The sequence below is a fragment of the Capnocytophaga felis genome (genome assembly GCF_009684755.1).
Classification (GTDB): domain Bacteria; phylum Bacteroidota; class Bacteroidia; order Flavobacteriales; family Flavobacteriaceae; genus Capnocytophaga; species Capnocytophaga felis.
Map to the genome: position 1 here is coordinate 34,803 of NZ_BLBC01000011.1, position 18,566 is coordinate 53,368.

15 protein-coding genes are annotated in these 18,566 nt (G+C 36.0%); 5 read left to right on the top strand and 10 right to left on the bottom strand.

The features are described 5' to 3' along the window. Nucleotides 1-30: 30 nt before the first annotated feature. The 3 genes from GN105_RS08760 to GN105_RS08770 form a co-directional block, all read right to left on the bottom strand. Complete coding sequence (locus GN105_RS08760; RefSeq protein ID WP_155285028.1) at nucleotides 31-975, bottom strand: DUF4300 family protein; 945 nt, start codon at nucleotides 973-975, stop codon at nucleotides 31-33. Between the two features lie 220 nt (nucleotides 976-1,195). Beyond that, nucleotides 1,196-2,719 (bottom strand): RagB/SusD family nutrient uptake outer membrane protein, encoded by a 1,524-nt coding sequence (locus tag GN105_RS08765; protein WP_173014987.1) that lies wholly within the window; start codon nucleotides 2,717-2,719, stop codon nucleotides 1,196-1,198. Nucleotides 2,720-2,736: 17 nt separating this feature from the next. Next, entirely contained in the window at nucleotides 2,737-5,727 is a 2,991-nt protein-coding gene (locus tag GN105_RS08770) for a SusC/RagA family TonB-linked outer membrane protein (RefSeq protein ID WP_155285030.1), read from the bottom strand. Nucleotides 5,728-5,925: 198 nt separating this feature from the next. Between GN105_RS08770 and GN105_RS08775 the strand changes: the two genes are divergently transcribed. The 3 genes from GN105_RS08775 (at nucleotide 5,926) to GN105_RS08785 (ending at nucleotide 8,905) form a co-directional block, all read left to right on the top strand. Continuing rightward, nucleotides 5,926-6,735 carry a hypothetical protein gene (locus GN105_RS08775; protein WP_155285031.1) on the top strand — a complete coding sequence of 270 codons (810 nt, stop codon included), beginning with the start codon at nucleotides 5,926-5,928 and terminating at the stop codon, nucleotides 6,733-6,735. A 144-nt stretch (nucleotides 6,736-6,879) separates the two neighbouring features. Next, on the top strand, nucleotides 6,880-8,286 hold the full coding sequence (locus GN105_RS08780; protein ID WP_155285032.1) for a DUF4932 domain-containing protein: 1,407 nt from the start codon (nucleotides 6,880-6,882) through the stop codon (nucleotides 8,284-8,286). Between the two features lie 124 nt (nucleotides 8,287-8,410). Beyond that, nucleotides 8,411-8,905, top strand: a complete 495-nt coding sequence (locus GN105_RS08785; RefSeq protein WP_155285033.1) for a hypothetical protein — start codon at nucleotides 8,411-8,413, stop codon at nucleotides 8,903-8,905. A gap of 7 nt (nucleotides 8,906-8,912) precedes the next feature. Here GN105_RS08785 and GN105_RS08790 read toward each other — a convergent pair whose 3' ends face one another. After that, nucleotides 8,913-9,524 (bottom strand): trimeric intracellular cation channel family protein, encoded by a 612-nt coding sequence (locus tag GN105_RS08790; protein WP_155285034.1) that lies wholly within the window; start codon nucleotides 9,522-9,524, stop codon nucleotides 8,913-8,915. Between the two features lie 277 nt (nucleotides 9,525-9,801). On the opposite strand from GN105_RS08790, the gene GN105_RS08795 reads away from it, so the two are divergent. Both GN105_RS08795 and GN105_RS08800 read left to right on the top strand, forming a co-directional pair. Then, nucleotides 9,802-10,761 (top strand): ribonucleotide-diphosphate reductase subunit beta, encoded by a 960-nt coding sequence (locus tag GN105_RS08795; RefSeq protein WP_155285035.1) that lies wholly within the window; start codon nucleotides 9,802-9,804, stop codon nucleotides 10,759-10,761. Nucleotides 10,762-10,791: 30 nt separating this feature from the next. After that, entirely contained in the window at nucleotides 10,792-11,079 is a 288-nt protein-coding gene (locus GN105_RS08800) for a hypothetical protein (protein ID WP_155285036.1), read from the top strand. 55 nt (nucleotides 11,080-11,134) lie between these two features. Here GN105_RS08800 and GN105_RS08805 read toward each other — a convergent pair whose 3' ends face one another. The 6 genes from GN105_RS08805 to GN105_RS08830 form a co-directional block, all read right to left on the bottom strand. Beyond that, nucleotides 11,135-12,016: a DMT family transporter gene (locus tag GN105_RS08805; RefSeq protein WP_155285037.1), complete on the bottom strand. Its 882-nt coding sequence runs from the start codon at nucleotides 12,014-12,016 to the stop codon at nucleotides 11,135-11,137. Between the two features lie 62 nt (nucleotides 12,017-12,078). Then, nucleotides 12,079-12,837 (bottom strand): response regulator transcription factor, encoded by a 759-nt coding sequence (locus GN105_RS08810; RefSeq protein WP_173014988.1) that lies wholly within the window; start codon nucleotides 12,835-12,837, stop codon nucleotides 12,079-12,081. 84 nt (nucleotides 12,838-12,921) lie between these two features. After that, nucleotides 12,922-14,493, bottom strand: coding sequence for a sensor histidine kinase (locus tag GN105_RS08815; protein WP_155285038.1), 1,572 nt, complete (start codon nucleotides 14,491-14,493; stop codon nucleotides 12,922-12,924). A gap of 66 nt (nucleotides 14,494-14,559) precedes the next feature. Continuing rightward, nucleotides 14,560-15,159: a dephospho-CoA kinase gene (gene coaE, locus GN105_RS08820; protein WP_155285039.1), complete on the bottom strand. Its 600-nt coding sequence runs from the start codon at nucleotides 15,157-15,159 to the stop codon at nucleotides 14,560-14,562. Next, nucleotides 15,156-15,986, bottom strand: coding sequence for a YbbR-like domain-containing protein (locus GN105_RS08825; protein ID WP_155285040.1), 831 nt, complete (start codon nucleotides 15,984-15,986; stop codon nucleotides 15,156-15,158). Before GN105_RS08825 ends, coaE begins: the two co-directional genes overlap by 4 nt. A gap of 330 nt (nucleotides 15,987-16,316) precedes the next feature. After that, nucleotides 16,317-18,479, bottom strand: a complete 2,163-nt coding sequence (locus GN105_RS08830; RefSeq protein ID WP_155285041.1) for a S9 family peptidase — start codon at nucleotides 18,477-18,479, stop codon at nucleotides 16,317-16,319. Between the last annotated feature and the right edge of the window lie 87 nt (nucleotides 18,480-18,566).

The following is an 18,566-nucleotide window of genomic DNA, read 5'->3' on the forward strand; positions in this document are numbered from 1 at the left end:
CATCTCCCTAAATACATATTTCCTTACGTTTTATTCATTATTCGGATTAGGACGATAACCTTGCATCAGTTCGTCATTTTCCATAATGAAAGGTTTGGCGGTCGGTTGTCCCTTTTCAACATCGTAACGATTCATCAAATAGTCATTAAGTTCCGTACGATTGTTAAATTTAATGGCTTGATAAGGTTCTTGAAACGCTAATTTTTCAACAAACAGAAGTTTTCCGTCCTTCATCGGAACCAAAACACCCACGTGTCCCACAAAAAGGAAAACATCGTCGGGTTCGTCGGTAATTGCCGAATGAAAAAAGATGCTGATGAGCGAGGCTTTACTCTTATCCCCTTTATGAAGGAAATGAACCCCACGCTCTTTAAATGCTTGTTTGACCTTTTCCAAATGCTGAGCAACATCTTTGTGATATCCCGTAAGTACACGTGAAAACAAGCACAAAAAACGTTCATTTTCTTCCTGAGAAAACACTTTTTTGGCATTTGTGTCAAGGGCATCTTTATCAAGAAACAAATTACTTGAATTTATCTCTTTCGGATTACCTGTCGAAACCAAATCCCGAAACATATCAAAGGACGTTATACGACAATTGTACCCTATAAACTCAGGATTTTTTTCGTCCCATTTGGTTTGTATCGAAGCCTCATCATACTTGATTATCAAATCATCAGAAGTAGCAAAACCTTCCTTCACCAAGCCAACCTCACCAACAGTTTGGTTAAATGTGTTTACGTTCTCAAAAAACGCATCAACCCGCTGTCGACTAATTCCTGCCTCAATGAGTGCCTCTCCTACTTCTTCCTGCGTAGCTTTATCCACCAAGTTGGAATATTCCATACTTTTCAAAAACGGCTGTTCGGTACTTTCCGAAACAACGTCAAGATTTTCCGATGTTTTTGGTTTTGGGTTTTGGCATCCTAAAAATCCGATTGCCAACAAAACAATAACAAAATTTCTCTTCTTCATTCTAAAATTATTTTTTTGGCAAATTTAAAAAACTATTTGATTTTTAATGCGAAACCTATAAAATTTATAGATAATCATAAAGAACAAAAGCTACAGAAATAATTTACTCCCCAATTAATCACATTATAAACCAATTTTCGGTATAAAAAAGCGACATAATTTTTTCAAATTATGTCGCCAAAAATTTTATTGATTGTTATTATTTACAATGTGTTAGTAACTACCAACCCGGATTTTGTTTGAGTTTATCTTTCATCCGTGCGATTTCTACGGAAGGAATCGGCCAAACCATTCGGTAATCATCCGCAGATTTTTTAAGCATATTGTACTGTTCTGCCGGATTATTTCGGATAAAATTAACATCTTGTGCGGGACGTATTGTACGGTCAACTCCTTCTTTCCATCGTTTTAAATCCATCAAGCGATATCCCTCGTAAGCCAATTCGCGTACACGTTCTTTTTTGATTTCTTCCAACAAATTGGTTCCCATAACGCTTATGTTGCTTGCCTTACGAGCCGTTCTGAGTAGGTTCAGATATTGAGTAGCATTGCCTGCATCATTATTCATATAAGCGGCTTCGGCAGCTATCAAATAGGCTTCTGCTATACGGAAAATTTTCGGGGCGTGTTCTGCTTTTGCTGCCTTTGTTGTACGTAATTTAGGGTTCCCCGGATATTTGTAAACCAAATACAAATCTTTCAAATCGTCCGTATCACCTTTGCGAATTTGCTTTTGTGTGTAATATACTGATTTTCGGATATCAGCATCTTCATACAGGCTCAACACCCATTGATTGGGAAGAAATGAAGGCGTAAAAGTCCGATAATCTGTTCCTTGATATGTATATACATATTCCCCTGTATATGAATCATTTCGAGCATTATCATCAACTCTTTCTACGGCAGAAGCGTACAATTGCACGATGGTTTCCTGTTTTGCATCATCTGCCCATACCTTTCGTAAAGTTTCCTCCGAATTTGCCAACGGATACGTACCCGACTGAATCAGCGAAGCGGCAACCTCATAAGCCTGTTGCCACTCTCCTTTGTAAAGCAACATACGGGCTCTGAGCAATAAAGCAGCATCAGAGGTCATCTGTTGAGCACCTTCTTCATTCTCTCTTTTTTGAAGATACTTTTCCGCTTGAGCTATGTCTTGTAAAATGAAATCATACGTTTCCTCCAAAGTACTTCTACCGGGCAAATCGGTTGGTTTTACCAAAAGTTCTTTCAGTAAAGGTAATCCCAAATCCGTTTTTGAAGTGCTGGGGTCATACGATTTACAAAAAAGGGTAAGCAATCTGGAATAATATAACGCTCTGGTCAAATGCAATTCCCCTTTATAAAGAGTAATTTCTTCTCGTTCCTTTTCTGTTTTAGATTTAATTTGATCGAAACCTTGGATAGAATTGTTTATATTGGCTATATTTTGATAATATTTCCTCCAAATATTTTGTACCTGAGGTTCCGAAGCCGTAAACTCTTCCCAAGTATATATCTTGCCTCCGAAACCTCCCAAACGAATATCTATAAGATCGGCTTGCAATTCGGAAGACGTCATATACACCCCGTGAGTGGATTCCCTCAGATTTTCATACATTCCGTTTATCCAAAAACGTGCATCTTCTATCGTATTAAACGAATCCTCGCTGGCAAGCGAATCGTGCGGATATTGGTCTAAATTGAAGCAACCTGTCAACAAAAGCGATGATGCACTTCCTATTAATATGTTTTTAATATTCATTTTCATTTCGTTTTAATTTAAAATTTGAATTCTACTCCAAAGGTGTACTGACGCGTATTAGGATAACCTCCTAATGAAAGCTGTGGATTAAACTCTGGGTCAGCTCCTTTGTAATTAGTAATTGTCAGCAAATTACGTCCTGTAGCAAAGAAACGCAAATGCGTGAAGAAAGGGATTTTTTCCGTAACCTCTTTAGGAAGCGAATATCCTACATTTATGTTCTTCAAACGAATAAACGATGCATCTTCAAGCAAGCGCGAGTCTAACTGCACAAATTGTAATTCCTTGCGAGGTAGGCTCACATTGTCGCCCGGTTGTTTCCAATAGTTTAACGCTTCTCTGCTCACATTGTACGTAAACGCACTATTGCTTTCCGTGTGATATCTATCCCGATTGGCTTGATATTTCCCGTAAGAAAAAGCAAATCCCACTTGCAGAGAAAGCCCTTTGTAAGAAGCATTCAGCCCGAAACCTCCGTTCCAGGGAGCATAGGCTCTTTTACCTGTGTTTTGGTTGAGTACAACCTCATCGAATCTGGTGGTGAGGTTGGTTTCATCGGTAGTGGTTTTCATCTTATCTTCACCGGGAACATACCACTGCGGGTCTCCGTTATCAGGATTTACTCCTTTGAAAATGGGAGCAAAAATCGTCAATTGGCTTCCTTCTTCGTATCCAACACCATATTCACCTTCAGGAATTTGCTGAGTACCCACAAAAAGCTCTAAAACCCTCATATCATTATAATTAAAATTAACATACGGAGACAGATAGAGTTTGTTTTTGGTATCTTTAAGAATATCTACGGATAATGTTACATCTGCTCCTCTATTTTGTAATTTTGCCAAATTCGTAGGATACTGCCCAAATCCGCTAATCATCGGTAAAGGCAATGTGTAGTACATATCTCGAATAATACGTTGGTATAAATCTACTTCCAATTTAACACGATTAAATAATCCCAAATTCACGCCAATGGTGGTTTTATCCTGCTTTTCCCAACGCAAATCGGGATTTCCCAAATTGCTCAAATGGTAAGAGTTTTGTTGTCCGTATTGTCCAAATTCCAGTCGTGAATAACTACCATAACTTCCTGTGCCTCCTTTACTTCCGCTGGTTCCCTTGCTGATTTTGAAACGAAGTTCGTCAAGCCAAGAAACATCTTTTAAAAACTTTTCGTTCTTTGCACTCCACATCAACCCTGCCGACCAAAAGTTAGCATACCGATTATTTCTCCCAAAAGTGGAAGAACCATCTCTACGTCCGGAAAAGTCTATAAAATAACGCCCGTCATACGAGTAATCTACTCGTGAGAAGAATGAATTATAAGTAGATACATCTCTTCCATCACCCACTCGGAGTTCTTTTTTCCCTTGCGAGAGCGTTGACAATCCGTCTGCAACTTGCCCTGATGAGGAAGCTAAAAAACTCTTAGAATCATTGCTAACCGATTCTTGCCCTACTAATGCGGTGAGAAATCCTTTATCTCCAATTCGTAGCTTGTATTCCAATGTATTGGTAATAGTCTTGTTAATGTATTCTCCAAAGGTACGTCTGACCTCCCCGACTCCTCCTTGTGGGTCATACGAAGGCAGATTTTTGCCCTCTCCAACAGAAACAGAATATTGCAAACCTGCTTGTGTTTTGAAAATCAAATTATCCATCGGCTTTAATGTTGCATAAAAATTCGGAACAATATTAGTAGCAACCGAATTGTTAAGTAACTTTGATGCAGTATATTGAGGAAGATAAAAACGATTTCCTTGTATGGTGGTTACATAATCCAAAAGTTGACCTTCTTCGTCATAGGCTTCGTAAACGGGAAGTGCCATCACCCCGCCAAGATCACCTCTGTCTCCACCGTTACTGGTGCTTATATTATGTCCCAACGACAAACTAACACCTACTGAAAACCAATCTTTTACACGAGAATCAATATTCGCCCTTAAAGAATACCGCTCATAGTCATAACCATATCGATTTCCTCCTTGTCTGAAATTTGAACCCGAAAAATAATAAGATACTTTCTTACCTCCTCCCGTAACAGACACATTATTTTGCGAGGTCAGAGAGTTAGGTTTGAAATAAATTTTATCCCAACGCGTATTACCTTTGTATTGTTGTAGAAACATATCGGCAGTATCCCTGTCAGGCAAATGCCCTAAACCCAGCATATAATCAACATATTCCGACGACGATAAGAGATTATCGTAAAACTCGTAAGAAGCTATTTGTGAAAACCCGATTTGCGAGCTTACCGAAACTTCGGTTGGTTGCTCAAAACCTCCCTTTTTGGTAGTAACGTAAATTACCCCATAAGCCGCACGAGCCCCATAAATGGAGGTTGCCGAAGCATCTTTTAAAACCGTAACACTCTCAAAATCATCAGGATTCAAAGAACCTACCAAATCATCACCTACGGGCAACCCGTCCACCACGTAAAGAGGCGTACTTCCCAGCCCATCTTCACCAGAAGCATTCACATCACTGAGCGTTCCCAATCCGTGCAGCAACACAATGGGTGCTGAGCCTGGTTTGCCCGAAGTAGCATTGATAGTAAGCCCCGCTACCTTTCCTTGCAAAGCGTCCAATACGTTCGGCGTGGGCGATTCCGCCAAGTCTTTTCCCGCTACTTTTGCCACCGAACCTATGGTAGTGCCTATCTTTTTAGCACTTCCGTATCCTACTACCACCACATCGTCCAATGCCTCCGCTTCGTATTGCAAAACGATATGCAAAGCGTTGTTTGATTTGGTTATTTTGTGTTCCTGTGTTTGCGTTCCTATAAAGGAAAAAATTAATGTTTGCCCTGGGTCCACACCAATTGTGTAAACACCGTGAAAATCTGTCGCCACACCGATGCGGGTTCCTTTGACCGCCACAGTAGCTCCGATTAAAGCCACTCCATTTTCGTCCTTTACGGTTCCGCTTACCATTATTTTCTGGGCAAAACTACTATGCAAAGCCCCCAGAAACAACACTAAAATTAAAATTAAACGCAATTTCATCATAATTACTTAATCTAAAAATAAAAGCACAAAGTAAATAAAATTTTTCCAAACAGAAGGCATACAAACGTGTTTTTTTCGATATTTATCATCATAACGCAAAAAACATATGATACCAAAGAGATATTTTAACTAAAAAATATGCGGATATACAAAAAAGTTGTATCTTTGCCACATAACATAATTATACATCACTAAATAATGAAAAAGCTATTTTTAATAATTTCGCTGGTAAGTGCCGTGAGTTTCGCACAAAAATCTAAAAATGGGTGGCAATCAGCAAACCTCAAATGCAAAGTAAAAACTGCTGGACAGGTGGAGTATGTTCCTAATGAAAAAGGTGAATTAATTCAGCAAGGGCAAAACTTTTCAGCCAACTTCAACAAAAAAGGATACATTACCGATATGCAAATGAAACAAGGCGAGGAAGTTACCAAATTGGTCATTGCTTTTGACAAGAACGGCTTTCCCACAAGAACTGAGACGTATGATGAAAAAGGAAAAATGACTTATCACAGCGTTCAGGAAAACGACTCCAAAGGAAAAACCTTGCTTGAAAGAGGGTTTACCGATGATGGGCTGGAAGTAGTTAAAACGATTTTCATTTATGACAAAAAAGGATTCCTAATTGAAAAACAAATGCATCAGTTCGGTAATTATGCTTTAAAAAGCGTTTATACCAACGATAAAAAAGGAAACCCTTTGAACGAAAACAATTACAATGCACAAGATGCCTTAAATTACCGAATTGTAAGTAAATACGACAAAAAAGGAAATCGCACGGAAGCTATCGCATACGACAAACAAGGCAACGTTATGGAGCATTATACGTATCGGTATGACAAGCACAATAACCAAATTCAGGAAGAAGGTTATAACCCCGACGGTTCATTGAGCTACAAAAAAACATTCTCTTATCAATACGACAAAAGAGGAAATTGGAGCAAAAAAATGGAACATACCGACGGAAAACTCTCGAAAGTAACCGAACAATTTGTTGAATATTATTAATCCTGAAACTATAAAATTGACACCAAGTTGAGAATATCTTTTAACTCTTCTAAAATAAAAGATTTCTCAACTTAATTTTTTATTCCAATTAAAAAAATGGCACGTGTTTTGTTTTGCCGAAAATAGTTTTAAAATAGAAAAATAATGAGAATTTTTTTAACATTTGTACTTATTGCACTCTCCTTCAATGGATTTGCACAAAAAATCTTCAAAACTGATTCCAAATATGTAGTAATTACCTTCGATGGAATTAAAACAGAATTAGAACTTTCAGTTGAAGCAAGTCCTCTGGTTTTAGAGTTAGAATGTCTTGAAAATAAGAACAAAGGAACTCTTTCTGATGGTAAAAACACAAGTGAATTTACTCTAAAAAAAGGACAAAAACTATACTTTGACATCCACACAACCGATAAAAAAATAGTTCGCGTTCAGCTTGTGGGGATTGAACCGAATGTTCATTTTTCTAATGAATACATCAAAGCTCATAAAGGGAAAAATTTTGTTGAAATTCCAGAAGTTAGCGAACTGGTAAACATCTTGCTGGTATTACACAAAGATGCCGAGAAAGACCACAATATGTTTGACACCAAAACAACTTATTATCAGAAGGTTAAAAAATATTTTGAGCCATATCGCAATCACCCCGCTTTGGATATTATTCACAAAAATATGCAAGCTCCTGTTTTTAATTCTCAACAAAACGTGCATATTTTCCCCATACCAGCGTACAAATATTACTACGCACTGAAAATGAATGCTTGTGCATATGAATTTGATAATCAAAATCGTATCAAGCACAAAGGCACAGTTCAGCAAATTGGGAAGTACTGGAATGATTTTGACCCAATGAAAGATGTTGCTGTTTTTGAAGATTTTGCCCGAAAATCAAATTTCAGAAAATTTTATAACGACAACAAACCTTACTATAACGAACTTTTGGCTACCTTTCACAGATTAAGCCCTGTGGATAAAATGCAGCAGTGGTTGGATAAAAAATTCGGTTTCGGATACGACTCCTATATGATTTATTTTTCTCCGCTGAACAAAGGGGCGCAAGCAGCCACGCAGTTTGAAAAAGGTGATTTTAAACAAACTTTTATGTTTATTTGCAAAACGACTGAGTATGAGGAACATTCTCCCACTCTAAACGAATTACTGTCTGGTTGGATTGTCTTTACCGAGATTGACCATAATTATGTTAATCCATTATCCGACAAGAATTTACAATACATAAATCGCGTATTTTCAAACAGAAATAAATGGGCAAAAGGCGACGTAGCACAGGCTTACCCCGACCCCTACGCCGTTTTCAACGAATATATGACCTTTGGGCTGTACACTCTTTACGCCATCGACCATTATTCGCAGGAAGATGTAATGAAATTCTTGCCTATGTACGAACCAATGATGGAAAATGTACGCGGATTCATACGTTTTAAAGACTTTAATCGTGCACTTTTAGAGCGATACCAAAAAAATCCCGACATTGATATGAACGCTCTGTTTCAGTATATGATGTATTGGGCATTGCAAATAAACGATAAAGAATAGATTTTTATAGCTGACAGAAATTGGCATTGCTAAAAGGTTTTTTGAGATTTTTCATCTAAAATCGCTTAGCAATGCCAAAATTTTATACCTTTGTGAGGTAAAATCTATATAAAATCAAAATATTATGAAACAACTCAACAAAAGCATACCTTTGCGTCCCCGTTTCTTCATTGAAAGTGAAAAATCTGTGGAAAAGCTACTCCAACGAACCCAAGAAGTGAAAGCCGACTTACAAAATGAGTACAAAATTGTCATCTCAGACCAACAGGTTTGGATTCATATTCACAGAAGCCAAAGAAGGTATTATTCTCCTCATCTGAATTTGGAATTTCAGCCCAAAGAAAAAGGCTGTCGTATTCGGGCTCTTTTTGGTCCTGACCCTGGATTATGGACTTTTTTTATGTTTCTACATTTTGTCGTAGCCGGAATTTTTATGTTTTTTGCAATAGCCGCCTACTCACATCATTTGCTAAAAGAAAGCTGTGTCTTTGACCTTATTATGATGGGGTTGATGGTTGTTCTTTGGTTTTCTCTCTATTTTTTTGCTCGAATAACCAGAACCAAAGGAGTACCTCAAATGTACGAACTAAAAAGCATTCTGGATAAAATAATCCAATAACGAAAAATCAGTCTATTTTCGGAAGTTCCAACGAGCGTTTAATGGCAAACAGTCGAAATACGATTATGAATGCAATTGCCACAAGTGAAGATACATAATCATCAAAAAAGCTAATTTCCCGCAATCCCAAATAAAATAAACTTCCTAATACACAAGGAGTTGCATAAATTTCTTTATGAAAAATTATAGGGATTTCGTTACACAATATATCACGAATCACCCCTCCGAAACAAGCACTCATCGCCGCTATCGAAATTACAATAATCGGATGCAAATCATATGAAAATGAAAGTGCTATCTCCGTTCCGATGATTGAAAAAAAGGCTATACCAATAGTATCAAAAAGCAGGAGAGATTTTCGTAAATAGTGTATTTTCTTACGGAAGATAATGGCAAAAAAAGTTCCACCAAAAATCATTCCCACGTAAATAGGTGCTTGCATCCAGAAAACAGGAGTTCTCCCCATCATCACATCACGAAGTGTCCCCCCGCCAAGCCCTGTAACAAAGGCAATAATGAACACCCCAAATAAATCCAATTTTTTTTCACGAGCTGCCAATGCCCCCGAAATAGCAAAAACAAAAACTCCTGCCAAATCAACAATGTAAAATAAATCCATTTCAAACTAAATTCAGACAACAAAAATATACTTTAATATGAAAAAAGGAAAATAAAACCCAACTATTTTTGAACTTTCACTTTTCCTGAAATCATTTTAAAATCAGCAGATGGCAAATTGTATTAATTCCCGTCCACTAAAATAACAAAACTTTAACACTTTTCATTCTTCCTAATAATGTTGAGGTTAGGTTTTTTATTCAAGTTCCGATACTTTTCAGATTTGTTTTTTGGAAAAATTTCTTCGTATCTTCGCCAAGAAAATAAAGAAATATAATATGGGAATTTTTGATAAACGTGAAAACTACAAGCCTTTTGAGTATCCGGAGGTTATGGAATTTGTAGATGCAATGAATCGGTCGTTTTGGGTACATTCAGAAGTTGAATTTACAGCTGATATTCAAGATTTTAAATCAGACTTATCAACTATAGAAAAGGAAGCTGTTAAGCGTGCTTTACTCGGTATTGCTCAGGTGGAAGTATCGGTAAAAACTTTCTGGGGAGACCTTTATGACCTTTTTCCAAAACCCGAATTTAACGGTTTGGGAGCCACTTTTGCCGAATGCGAATTTCGCCATAGCGAAGCCTACTCACGCCTTTTGGAAGTACTTGGTTACAATAATGAATTTGAAAACCTGCTTGAAGTTCCTATTTTTAAGGAGAGAAACAACATTTTGAAAGAATATTTAGCGAAAAACAAAGAAAACGCTATGGAACGTATTTTGTTCTTTACGTTGATTATTGAAAACGCATCTCTTTTTAGTCAATTCGCTACAATTCTGTCGTTTACACGATTCAAAGGATATATGAAAAACGTTGCCAATATCATTGCCTGGACATCTATTGATGAACAATTGCACGCCAATGCAGGCATCTATATTCTTAAGAAAATTTTTGAAGAAAATCCTGAAATGAAAGAAAGAGCCAAAGAAGAAGCTACAGATTTCATTAGAAATTACATCGCTTTGGAAGACAAAATGTTAGACTGGATTTTTGAAGAAGGAGAAATTGATTTTTTCACTAAAAAAGATTTAGCAAACTATATGCGTTATCGCCTTGATGACTCGCTTACACAGTTAGGATTAGATAAACCATTCGGCATAACAAGCGACGAAGCAAAACCTATGTTATGGTTTGAAGAGGAAGTATTCAGTAATGAATTGGACGATTTCTTTGCCAAAAGACCTACCGCCTACACAAAACACGATAAGAGCATCAGCGAAAACGATTTATTCTAATAGAATAGATATTAAAAAATTAATCACTTTATGAAGTTTTATCAAAAAGAAATTCTCATTGGTTTTCTTGTTGGACTTATAGCCAACGGATTAGGAATTCTGATATATATTCTTATTTTCTCAAAATATGGGATTGAAGCCACGCTGCAAGATGCTTATTACAAAGGATATTTAGGCTCTCTGATTGCTTTGGGAGGTCTTCTTGACCTGCTTTCTTTCTTCCTTTTTCTGCGTTTAGGACGTGATGAAAGAGCAAAGGGAGTTTTGATGGCTTCGTTTGTGTTAGCGTTAGTTATTTTAGGATTGCAATTCACATAAAATCAATCCTTTTAAATAAAAAAAGCAGAGCTATTAATTAGTTAGCTCTGCTTTTTTATTGTTCTTTCTTCTGTCCAAAAATGATGTCAATAAGTACCCCTATGATAATCAGAATCACACCTATTATTAGCGTGGTAGTGAGTTCTTCTGAAAATAATCCTACACTAATTCCTACTGCAATAACAGGCTCAATAGCTCCCATAATTGCCGTTGGTGTAGAACCTATATAACGAATAGCATAAATCAACGTTGTAACAGAAAGTACTGTAGTAATTAATGAAAAAATTGTAAGATGCAAAAACATTGTCCCTTCCGGAACAGGAATTTTTGATTCCAAAATAAGCGATTTTACTAAAAAATAAGCACTTGAGAAAAGCATCGAATAAAAAGCAATTTTGATTCCGGAAGCCGAAAGATGCGTTTGATTAACCACAACCATATAAACTCCATAAACAAATGCTCCCATAAAAGCTACAAAAAGTCCGAAATAATCAATTGAAAAAGAGGAAATATCTTTCACACTCAAGATAAATATTCCTATCAGAACTATCAATAAAGAAAGAATTGTAGGTAATGAAATCTTCCCTTTAAAAAAAGTTCCCAAAATAACCGCAACAACCACAGGATACATAAAAAAGATGGTAGAAGCTATTCCCGGACTCAAATAATCATAAGCTGCAAATAAAAACTCGGACGAAAGAGCGTACAAAAGTCCTAAAAAAGCGAATGTGTATATTTCTCTCAAAGTTAGCTTTAAACTTTCTTTGGTGTACAACAAATACCCTAAAATAAAGACACTTGCTATCAAAAAACGATAAAGCAAAGCCCCGTCTAATGAAAAATCACTTTTCTTTATCGGTATCATAAACAGCGGAATCATTCCGTAAGTAGCTGCCGATATAAACGCAAGTATGTATCCTTTTAATTTTAACTTCATAAATTACAAAAAAGGCTACCTTTTGAGTAGCCTTAAGATTGATATTTTAAAAACGATTCCTATTAAACAAAGCTATCTGCTTCTCGATTAGTAATCAACCGGAAACCTTCTCCGTGTATGTTAAGAATTTCAACTTTTTCATCCTTTTTAAGATATTTTCTTAATTTGGCTATATAAACGTCCATACTCCTGGAAGTGAAGTAATTATCATCTTTCCATATTTTAGACAATGCTAACTCCCTAGGCATCAAATCATTTTCGTGCAGAGCCAACAAACGAAGTAATTCGTTTTCTTTAGGAGAGAGTTTTACCGGTTCTTCATCTTTATATTTCAAGAATCTCAATTTTGAATTCAAGAAAAAATCACCAATTTCAAACTCAAATTTTTTGCTATCAGCCACTGTTTCAATTGATTTTCTTTGTAACATTGATCTGATTTTCATCAAAAGGATTTCAGAGTCAAACGGCTTATTCAAATAATCATCAGCTCCTACTTTGTATCCTTTCAATACATCTTCACGCATTGTTCGTGCTGTTAAAAAGATAATTGGTATTTTTTCATTTTTTTCACGAATTTCTTTTGCTAATGTAAATCCATCTTTGTAAGGCATCATAACATCCAGTATGCAAAGGTCAAAAGGTTCTTTTCTGAATCTGTCAAAACCTTCCATTCCGTTTTTGGCAAGAGCTACATCAAAGCCGCTCATTACCAAATAATCTCTCAAGACGGTTCCAAAATTGGGGTCGTCTTCAACCAAAAGGATTTTTTTGCTAGTTGTTGTTGTTTTCATATCATACGAATTTTCACCTACACTCATCATTTTATTTATTTTTTAAAGTTACGCTCTATTTTTCAAGAAGCCAGTAGTAAAGTTAGTAAATATTTATAGTTATTATTTGCATTTTTAAATAACAGAAAGCTGAATAAAGAATGTACTTCCTTTTCCTTTTTCGCTTTCTACATAAATTGTTCCGTTGTGGTCTTCCACGATGCTTTTCACATAAGCAAGCCCCAATCCGTGTCCCTTAACATTATGTAAATCACCCGTATGCTCACGATAGAACTTATGAAAAACCTGCCTCACGGCTTGTTTGCTCATCCCCTGCCCTCGGTCTTTTATACGAATGAGAATTTTATTATTCTTAATATTTTCGGTATAAATATCAATCTCAGGAGCTTCCGGCGAATATTTTATTGCATTTTCGATTATATTTATCAAAACATTCGTAAAATGCGATTCATTTGCTGATATATCTGCATTTTCTGCCATCAAATGCGTGCGAATCACTCCTTTTCTGTCATTCAACATCATTTGTACGTGTCCGATAGCCATTTCTATCAATATATGAACGTCCAGAGGTTCTTTTTCAATATTTAGTTCCCCTTTTTCAAGTCGAGAGATTTGCAAAATATTCTCAACTTGTGAGTGCATTCGCTTATTTTCATCTTTTAACATATTAACATACGTTAAAATTTTCTCAGGATTATTTATCGTCACAGGATTTCTGATAGCATCAAGCACCAAACTCGTGGTTGCAATTGGCGTTTTGAACTCGTGCGTGATGTTATTGATAAAATCCGTTTTAATTTGAGATATCCGCCTGTGAGTTACCATTTGGTTCATCGTAATTGTGAAAACCCCAATAATGATAATCATAAAAATAACTGACAATGAAGCTATTCCGATTACCGACGAAAAAACAAATCGCTCACGTTGAGGAAAAATCAATGCCAATTCGTACATCAAATCCCCGGAACTGTTTGCAAACAAAGGAGCTCTGTATCCTTTCATTTCGTTCGAGTCAAAGTACTTTGAACGGATATTGGTCAGTATATTCCGATTGTAAATTGCAAACTCAAAATCAATATCCAACCCCCTGCTTTTCATTTCTCTTTTTACAAGATATTCAATCTGCTCGGGAGAAACTCTGTCAATAATAGGCAATTTTTCAATAATATTTTTGAAAGATTCCTGAATCATTAATCGCTCTATTTCAGGCAAACGGCTGAATTTTTCATACGTTTCAATACTCGGAGCAACTTGATTATCAATCTCTTTTCCGAAAGTAATTCTCTGCTCGGATTGCCTGCTGATGTAGTTTTTAATTGATAGTGAATCTGCTATTCCCAAACTGGTTGGCAAGCTATAATCTTCCTCTAAAATACCGTGTTTGTAAATGAACGTTTCTTTTGTATTTTTATTCTCTTGGACATACATAAATTCCCGAAGAGAAGACTCCTTCAGCACCAATGTAGTATCCCTTTCTTTTAAATCGATAATTTGAGCAACATATTTACTTATCTCACTCTCTTCCAATCCATTAGTCACGGAGTTTAACACCTGCTGAACGGAATGCATAAAAGCCTCTTCCCTATCATCAATGGCAGATTTAATCCAATACCCCTGAATGATGATTATTCCCAGCAAGGAAATACTCATCAAAATAATGGTTATTGTATTCAACTTACCTTTCATCGTACAAAACTAATACAAAAATTTTCTTAATTTTATTTTTTAACAAAATTTTAACTTAAATAAAAATCAAATTATTGTTTTCTCAATTTTTTTAATTAATTTAGAATGTATTTCTTGCACTTTTAACGAAGAACTTTCAATATCTATATTATTTATAACTTCATCCGACATATTCATCTTTTTCTCGTCATTCCATTGATTTTTTATTCTTTCTCGTACAGAATTTTCCGTAACTCCATCTCTTTCAACCACTCTACGAATCCGCTCTTGCTCATCAGCCGTAACCGTTATAATATAGTCACAATCGTGGTAAGCTCCACTTTCAAATAAAATCGCACTTTCTTTAATCACATAAGGTGAATTTTGCTTTGCTTTCCACTGAGAAAAATGCTTTGCTACTTCAGGATGAACTATCTCATTGATTAAACGCAACTTATCTCTATCACTAAAAACAATTTCTGCAATGTATTTTCGGTTATATTTCCCATCAACATAAGCCAATTCCCCAAAAGAAGACTTTATTTTACGCTTGATATTTTCATCAGTTTCTATTAATTTTTGAGCCTCTGTATCTGATATGTAAACGGAAATCCCCAATTCCTCAAACATTTTGGCTATTGTAGTTTTTCCACTACCAATCCCACCTGTTAAGCCTACTACCATCATATCTTCCGAATTAAAAAATCGACCTTATTTTCATTCAAAAATGACAATTTCACACGTTTTAACTTTGTCCGGATAGTCAAAGGCAAATACGTATTATTCTGAGCATCATTATAATCTGCTATTACGGCAATTTCATCTGAAGTTATTTTTTTCAATATATTCAAATCACCTGAACATAAAATAGTTACCTCAGCAGGAAAAATTTTAATTTGACTTCCTTCAGGTATGTTAAGCACTTGTACAGGCACTTTAACAAGCTGTTCGCTCATTTTATCAACAATTGCTTTAACAGTTATTTTATTTTTATCGAATTTCACACAATCTGTATTCTTTAAATTGTAAGACTTTTCAAATGAAGACTTTATCTTTTTTTGAGGAGAAAAAGATATGGAAATAATTTTCAAAGTATCTACAACGGATTTAATCCCCGAAACTACTACCGAGTCAGGCTGTACAATCATTTCTGTAAGTTGATATTCTTTCTGAAAATCAGCATTTAAATTCACTTCCACAGGAATTTTCCTGGTATATTTTTTCTCCAAATCTACGACAATAGTATCCGAATACGTGTTTTGTATCTTCAATTCCGATGAGTGAGAAGAATTTAACTTATTTGCGATGTTTGTAGAAAGTTTGTATTTTTTTCCTTCGATATGCTCCAAATCATTAAAATCTACATTTAAAGGCTGAACACCAGAATAATACTTGAATAATGCATATCCTTTTCCTTCTGCAACAACTTTAATTTGATGTGTTTGAGAAGATTTCAAGAACATATTTTCGGGAACATTCGTAATTGAAATATCAACAGAAAATTCTCTTCGCAAATTTTTTGACAGCCGAATGAGTGTCCACAAAAACATAGATAAAAACAGGCAAATTAATACATTAAATGTCCTTCTATCTATCAAAAGTACTCGTATTTTCCTTTTTATTGAACGTATCACAAATCAAAAATTTTTAATTTTCTCCAAATCTACCACTTATTTTATAAAATAAAAAATTTTTGTTAATATTTTTCATATCGCAAAAAATATTCCTATAAATTTCCTGAAAATATCCTCTTTGAGAAATTATCGTTTTATATCAACTTAAATTAAAAAAATAAAAAATCTCCTCTTTTACAAAAGGAGATTTTTTACATATCTTACTTATATTTAATTGGTTATCCCTTCCAAATCCAACATAAAGGCATATTCTTTGGCTACTTCTTTCAAGGCTTCAAAACGTCCGGAAGCACCGCCGTGTCCTGCATCCATATTCGTGTCAAGGAACAACAGATTTTTATCGGTTTTCATATCACGTAGCTTGGCTACCCATTTAGCTGGTTCCCAGTATTGTACCTGCGAATCGTGCAATCCGGTAGAAACATACATATTCGGATAGTTTTGGGCTTTGACTTGGTCGTAAGGTGAATAAGATAACATATAATCATAATATACTTTCTCGTTCGGATTACCCCATTCGTCGTATTCGCCCGTAGTAAGCGGAATGCTGTCATCGAGCATTGTAGTTACCACATCTACAAACGGAACCGATGCAATCACACCCTTATAAAGCTCAGGAGCCATATTCACGATAGCTCCCATCAAAAGTCCGCCGGCTGACCCTCCCGAAGCGTATAAATGCTCGTTGGAAGTATATTTTTCAGCTATTAAATGCTTAGAACAATCGATAAAATCGGTAAATGTATTCTTTTTTTGTAGCATTTTTCCGTTTTCGTACCATTTTCTGCCTAAATATTGCCCTCCGCGAATGTGAGCAATCACGTAAATGAATCCACGGTCAAGCAAACTGAGGCGAGAAGATGAAAAATACGGATTTATAGTATGCCCATACGAACCGTAAGCATAGAGTAACAACGGATTTTTGCCATCTTTTTTCATTCCTTTGCGATAAACCATCGACATCGGAACTTTTGTTCCGTCTTGTGCCGTAGCCCAAATGCGTTCTTCTACATAGTTATTTTTATCGAATTTTCCACCCAAAACCTGTTGTTCTTTTAACACCGTTTTTTCTTTGGTAACCATATTGAAATCAATTACCGAAGCCGGAGTGGTCATTGATTGGTAGCCGTAACGTAACACATCTGTATCAAAATCAACATTTTGTGTAGTATATGCTGTATAAGTTTCACTTTCGAAAGGCAAATAATACGATTCCCCTCCGTTCCAAGGACGAATTTCGATTCTGTCCAAGCCATTGAAAGTTTCTTCTACCACCAAAAAGTTTTTGAAAATTTCGATGCCTTCCAAAAATACGTCCTCACGATGCGGAATAAGTTCTTTCCAATTTTCAGCAGAAGTCGCATTTTCAGATGTTTTCATCAGTTTGAAGTTGGTCGCTCCGTCTTTGTTGGTTACGATATAGAACGAATCGCCATAGTGAGCAATGTCGTACTCCAATCCTCTGACACGTTTTTGAAATACTTTAAAATCACCTTTGGGATTATCCGCTTTTAGGATTTGATATTCCGAAGTAAGCGTACTTCCCGAACCGATAACGATGTATTTTTTTGATTTTTCGCGATATACGTAGGTGTAGAAAGTATCGTCTTTTTCGTGAAAAATAAGAGCGTCTTTTTTAGTATCTGTACCCAATTCGTGACGGTAAACTTTGTCCGAGCGAAGGGTTTGAGAATCTTTTTTCGTATAGAATAACGTTTTGTTATCGCTTGCCCAAGCCGCTGAACCTGTGGTATTTTCGATTTTTTCAGGAAGAATTTCACCGGTTTCTAAGTTCTTGATTTGCAACATATACTGACGGCGAGAAACCGTATCCACCCCGAAAGATGCGTACTTATTATCATCACTTACCGAAATTCCGCTTAGTTGAAAATAAGCGTATCCTTTTGCCATTTCGTTGCAGTCGAACATAATTTCCTCCGGAGCGTCCAAAGTTCCTTTTTTGCGTGAATAAATTGGGTAATCCTTTCCGATTTCGTAACGGGTAATGTACCAATATCCGTTGCGGAAATACGGCACAGACGAGTCGTCTTCTTTAATTCGGGATTTCATTTCCTCGAAAAGCGAGTTTTGAAAATCCTTAGTGTGAGCCGTCATTTTTTGGTAATACTCATTTTCGGCATTGAGGTAATCGATTACTTCTTGGTTTTCCCGCTGGTTGAGCCAGAAGTAGTTATCGGTACGTACATCGCCAAATTTTTCCAACTCGTGCGGAACTTTCTTCGCCATAGGAGGCTGAATATCGGGATATTGTGTTTTTTTCATTTGCTGTTCGGTATTATTTTTACAAGAAGTTGCAAAAATAAGCGAAACTGTAGCAATTGCGAACTTTTTTAGTGTTATTTTTTTCTGCATAATCAATAAAATTGTTGGTTTACGTCCCAAAGGTATAAAAAAAATAGAAAGCTGAAAATATTTCTTCAACTTTCTATTTTTTTTATC

Excerpts from the sequence above, each read along its gene's own strand:
- GN105_RS08760 (WP_155285028.1), bottom strand. The coding sequence starts at position 975 with ATGAAGAAGAGAAATTTTGTTATTGTTTTGTTGGCAATCGGATTTTTA.
- GN105_RS08765 (WP_173014987.1), bottom strand. The coding sequence starts at position 2,719 with ATGAATATTAAAAACATATTAATAGGAAGTGCATCATCGCTTTTGTTG.
- GN105_RS08770 (WP_155285030.1), bottom strand. The coding sequence starts at position 5,727 with ATGATGAAATTGCGTTTAATTTTAATTTTAGTGTTGTTTCTGGGGGCT.
- GN105_RS08775 (WP_155285031.1), top strand. The coding sequence starts at position 5,926 with ATGAAAAAGCTATTTTTAATAATTTCGCTGGTAAGTGCCGTGAGTTTC.
- GN105_RS08780 (WP_155285032.1), top strand. The coding sequence starts at position 6,880 with ATGAGAATTTTTTTAACATTTGTACTTATTGCACTCTCCTTCAATGGA.
- GN105_RS08785 (WP_155285033.1), top strand. The coding sequence starts at position 8,411 with ATGAAACAACTCAACAAAAGCATACCTTTGCGTCCCCGTTTCTTCATT.
- GN105_RS08790 (WP_155285034.1), bottom strand. The coding sequence starts at position 9,524 with ATGGATTTATTTTACATTGTTGATTTGGCAGGAGTTTTTGTTTTTGCT.
- GN105_RS08795 (WP_155285035.1), top strand. The coding sequence starts at position 9,802 with ATGGGAATTTTTGATAAACGTGAAAACTACAAGCCTTTTGAGTATCCG.
- GN105_RS08800 (WP_155285036.1), top strand. The coding sequence starts at position 10,792 with ATGAAGTTTTATCAAAAAGAAATTCTCATTGGTTTTCTTGTTGGACTT.
- GN105_RS08805 (WP_155285037.1), bottom strand. The coding sequence starts at position 12,016 with ATGAAGTTAAAATTAAAAGGATACATACTTGCGTTTATATCGGCAGCT.
- GN105_RS08810 (WP_173014988.1), bottom strand. The coding sequence starts at position 12,837 with ATGATGAGTGTAGGTGAAAATTCGTATGATATGAAAACAACAACAACT.
- GN105_RS08815 (WP_155285038.1), bottom strand. The coding sequence starts at position 14,493 with ATGAAAGGTAAGTTGAATACAATAACCATTATTTTGATGAGTATTTCC.
- coaE (WP_155285039.1), bottom strand. The coding sequence starts at position 15,159 with ATGATGGTAGTAGGCTTAACAGGTGGGATTGGTAGTGGAAAAACTACA.
- GN105_RS08830 (WP_155285041.1), bottom strand. The coding sequence starts at position 18,479 with ATGCAGAAAAAAATAACACTAAAAAAGTTCGCAATTGCTACAGTTTCG.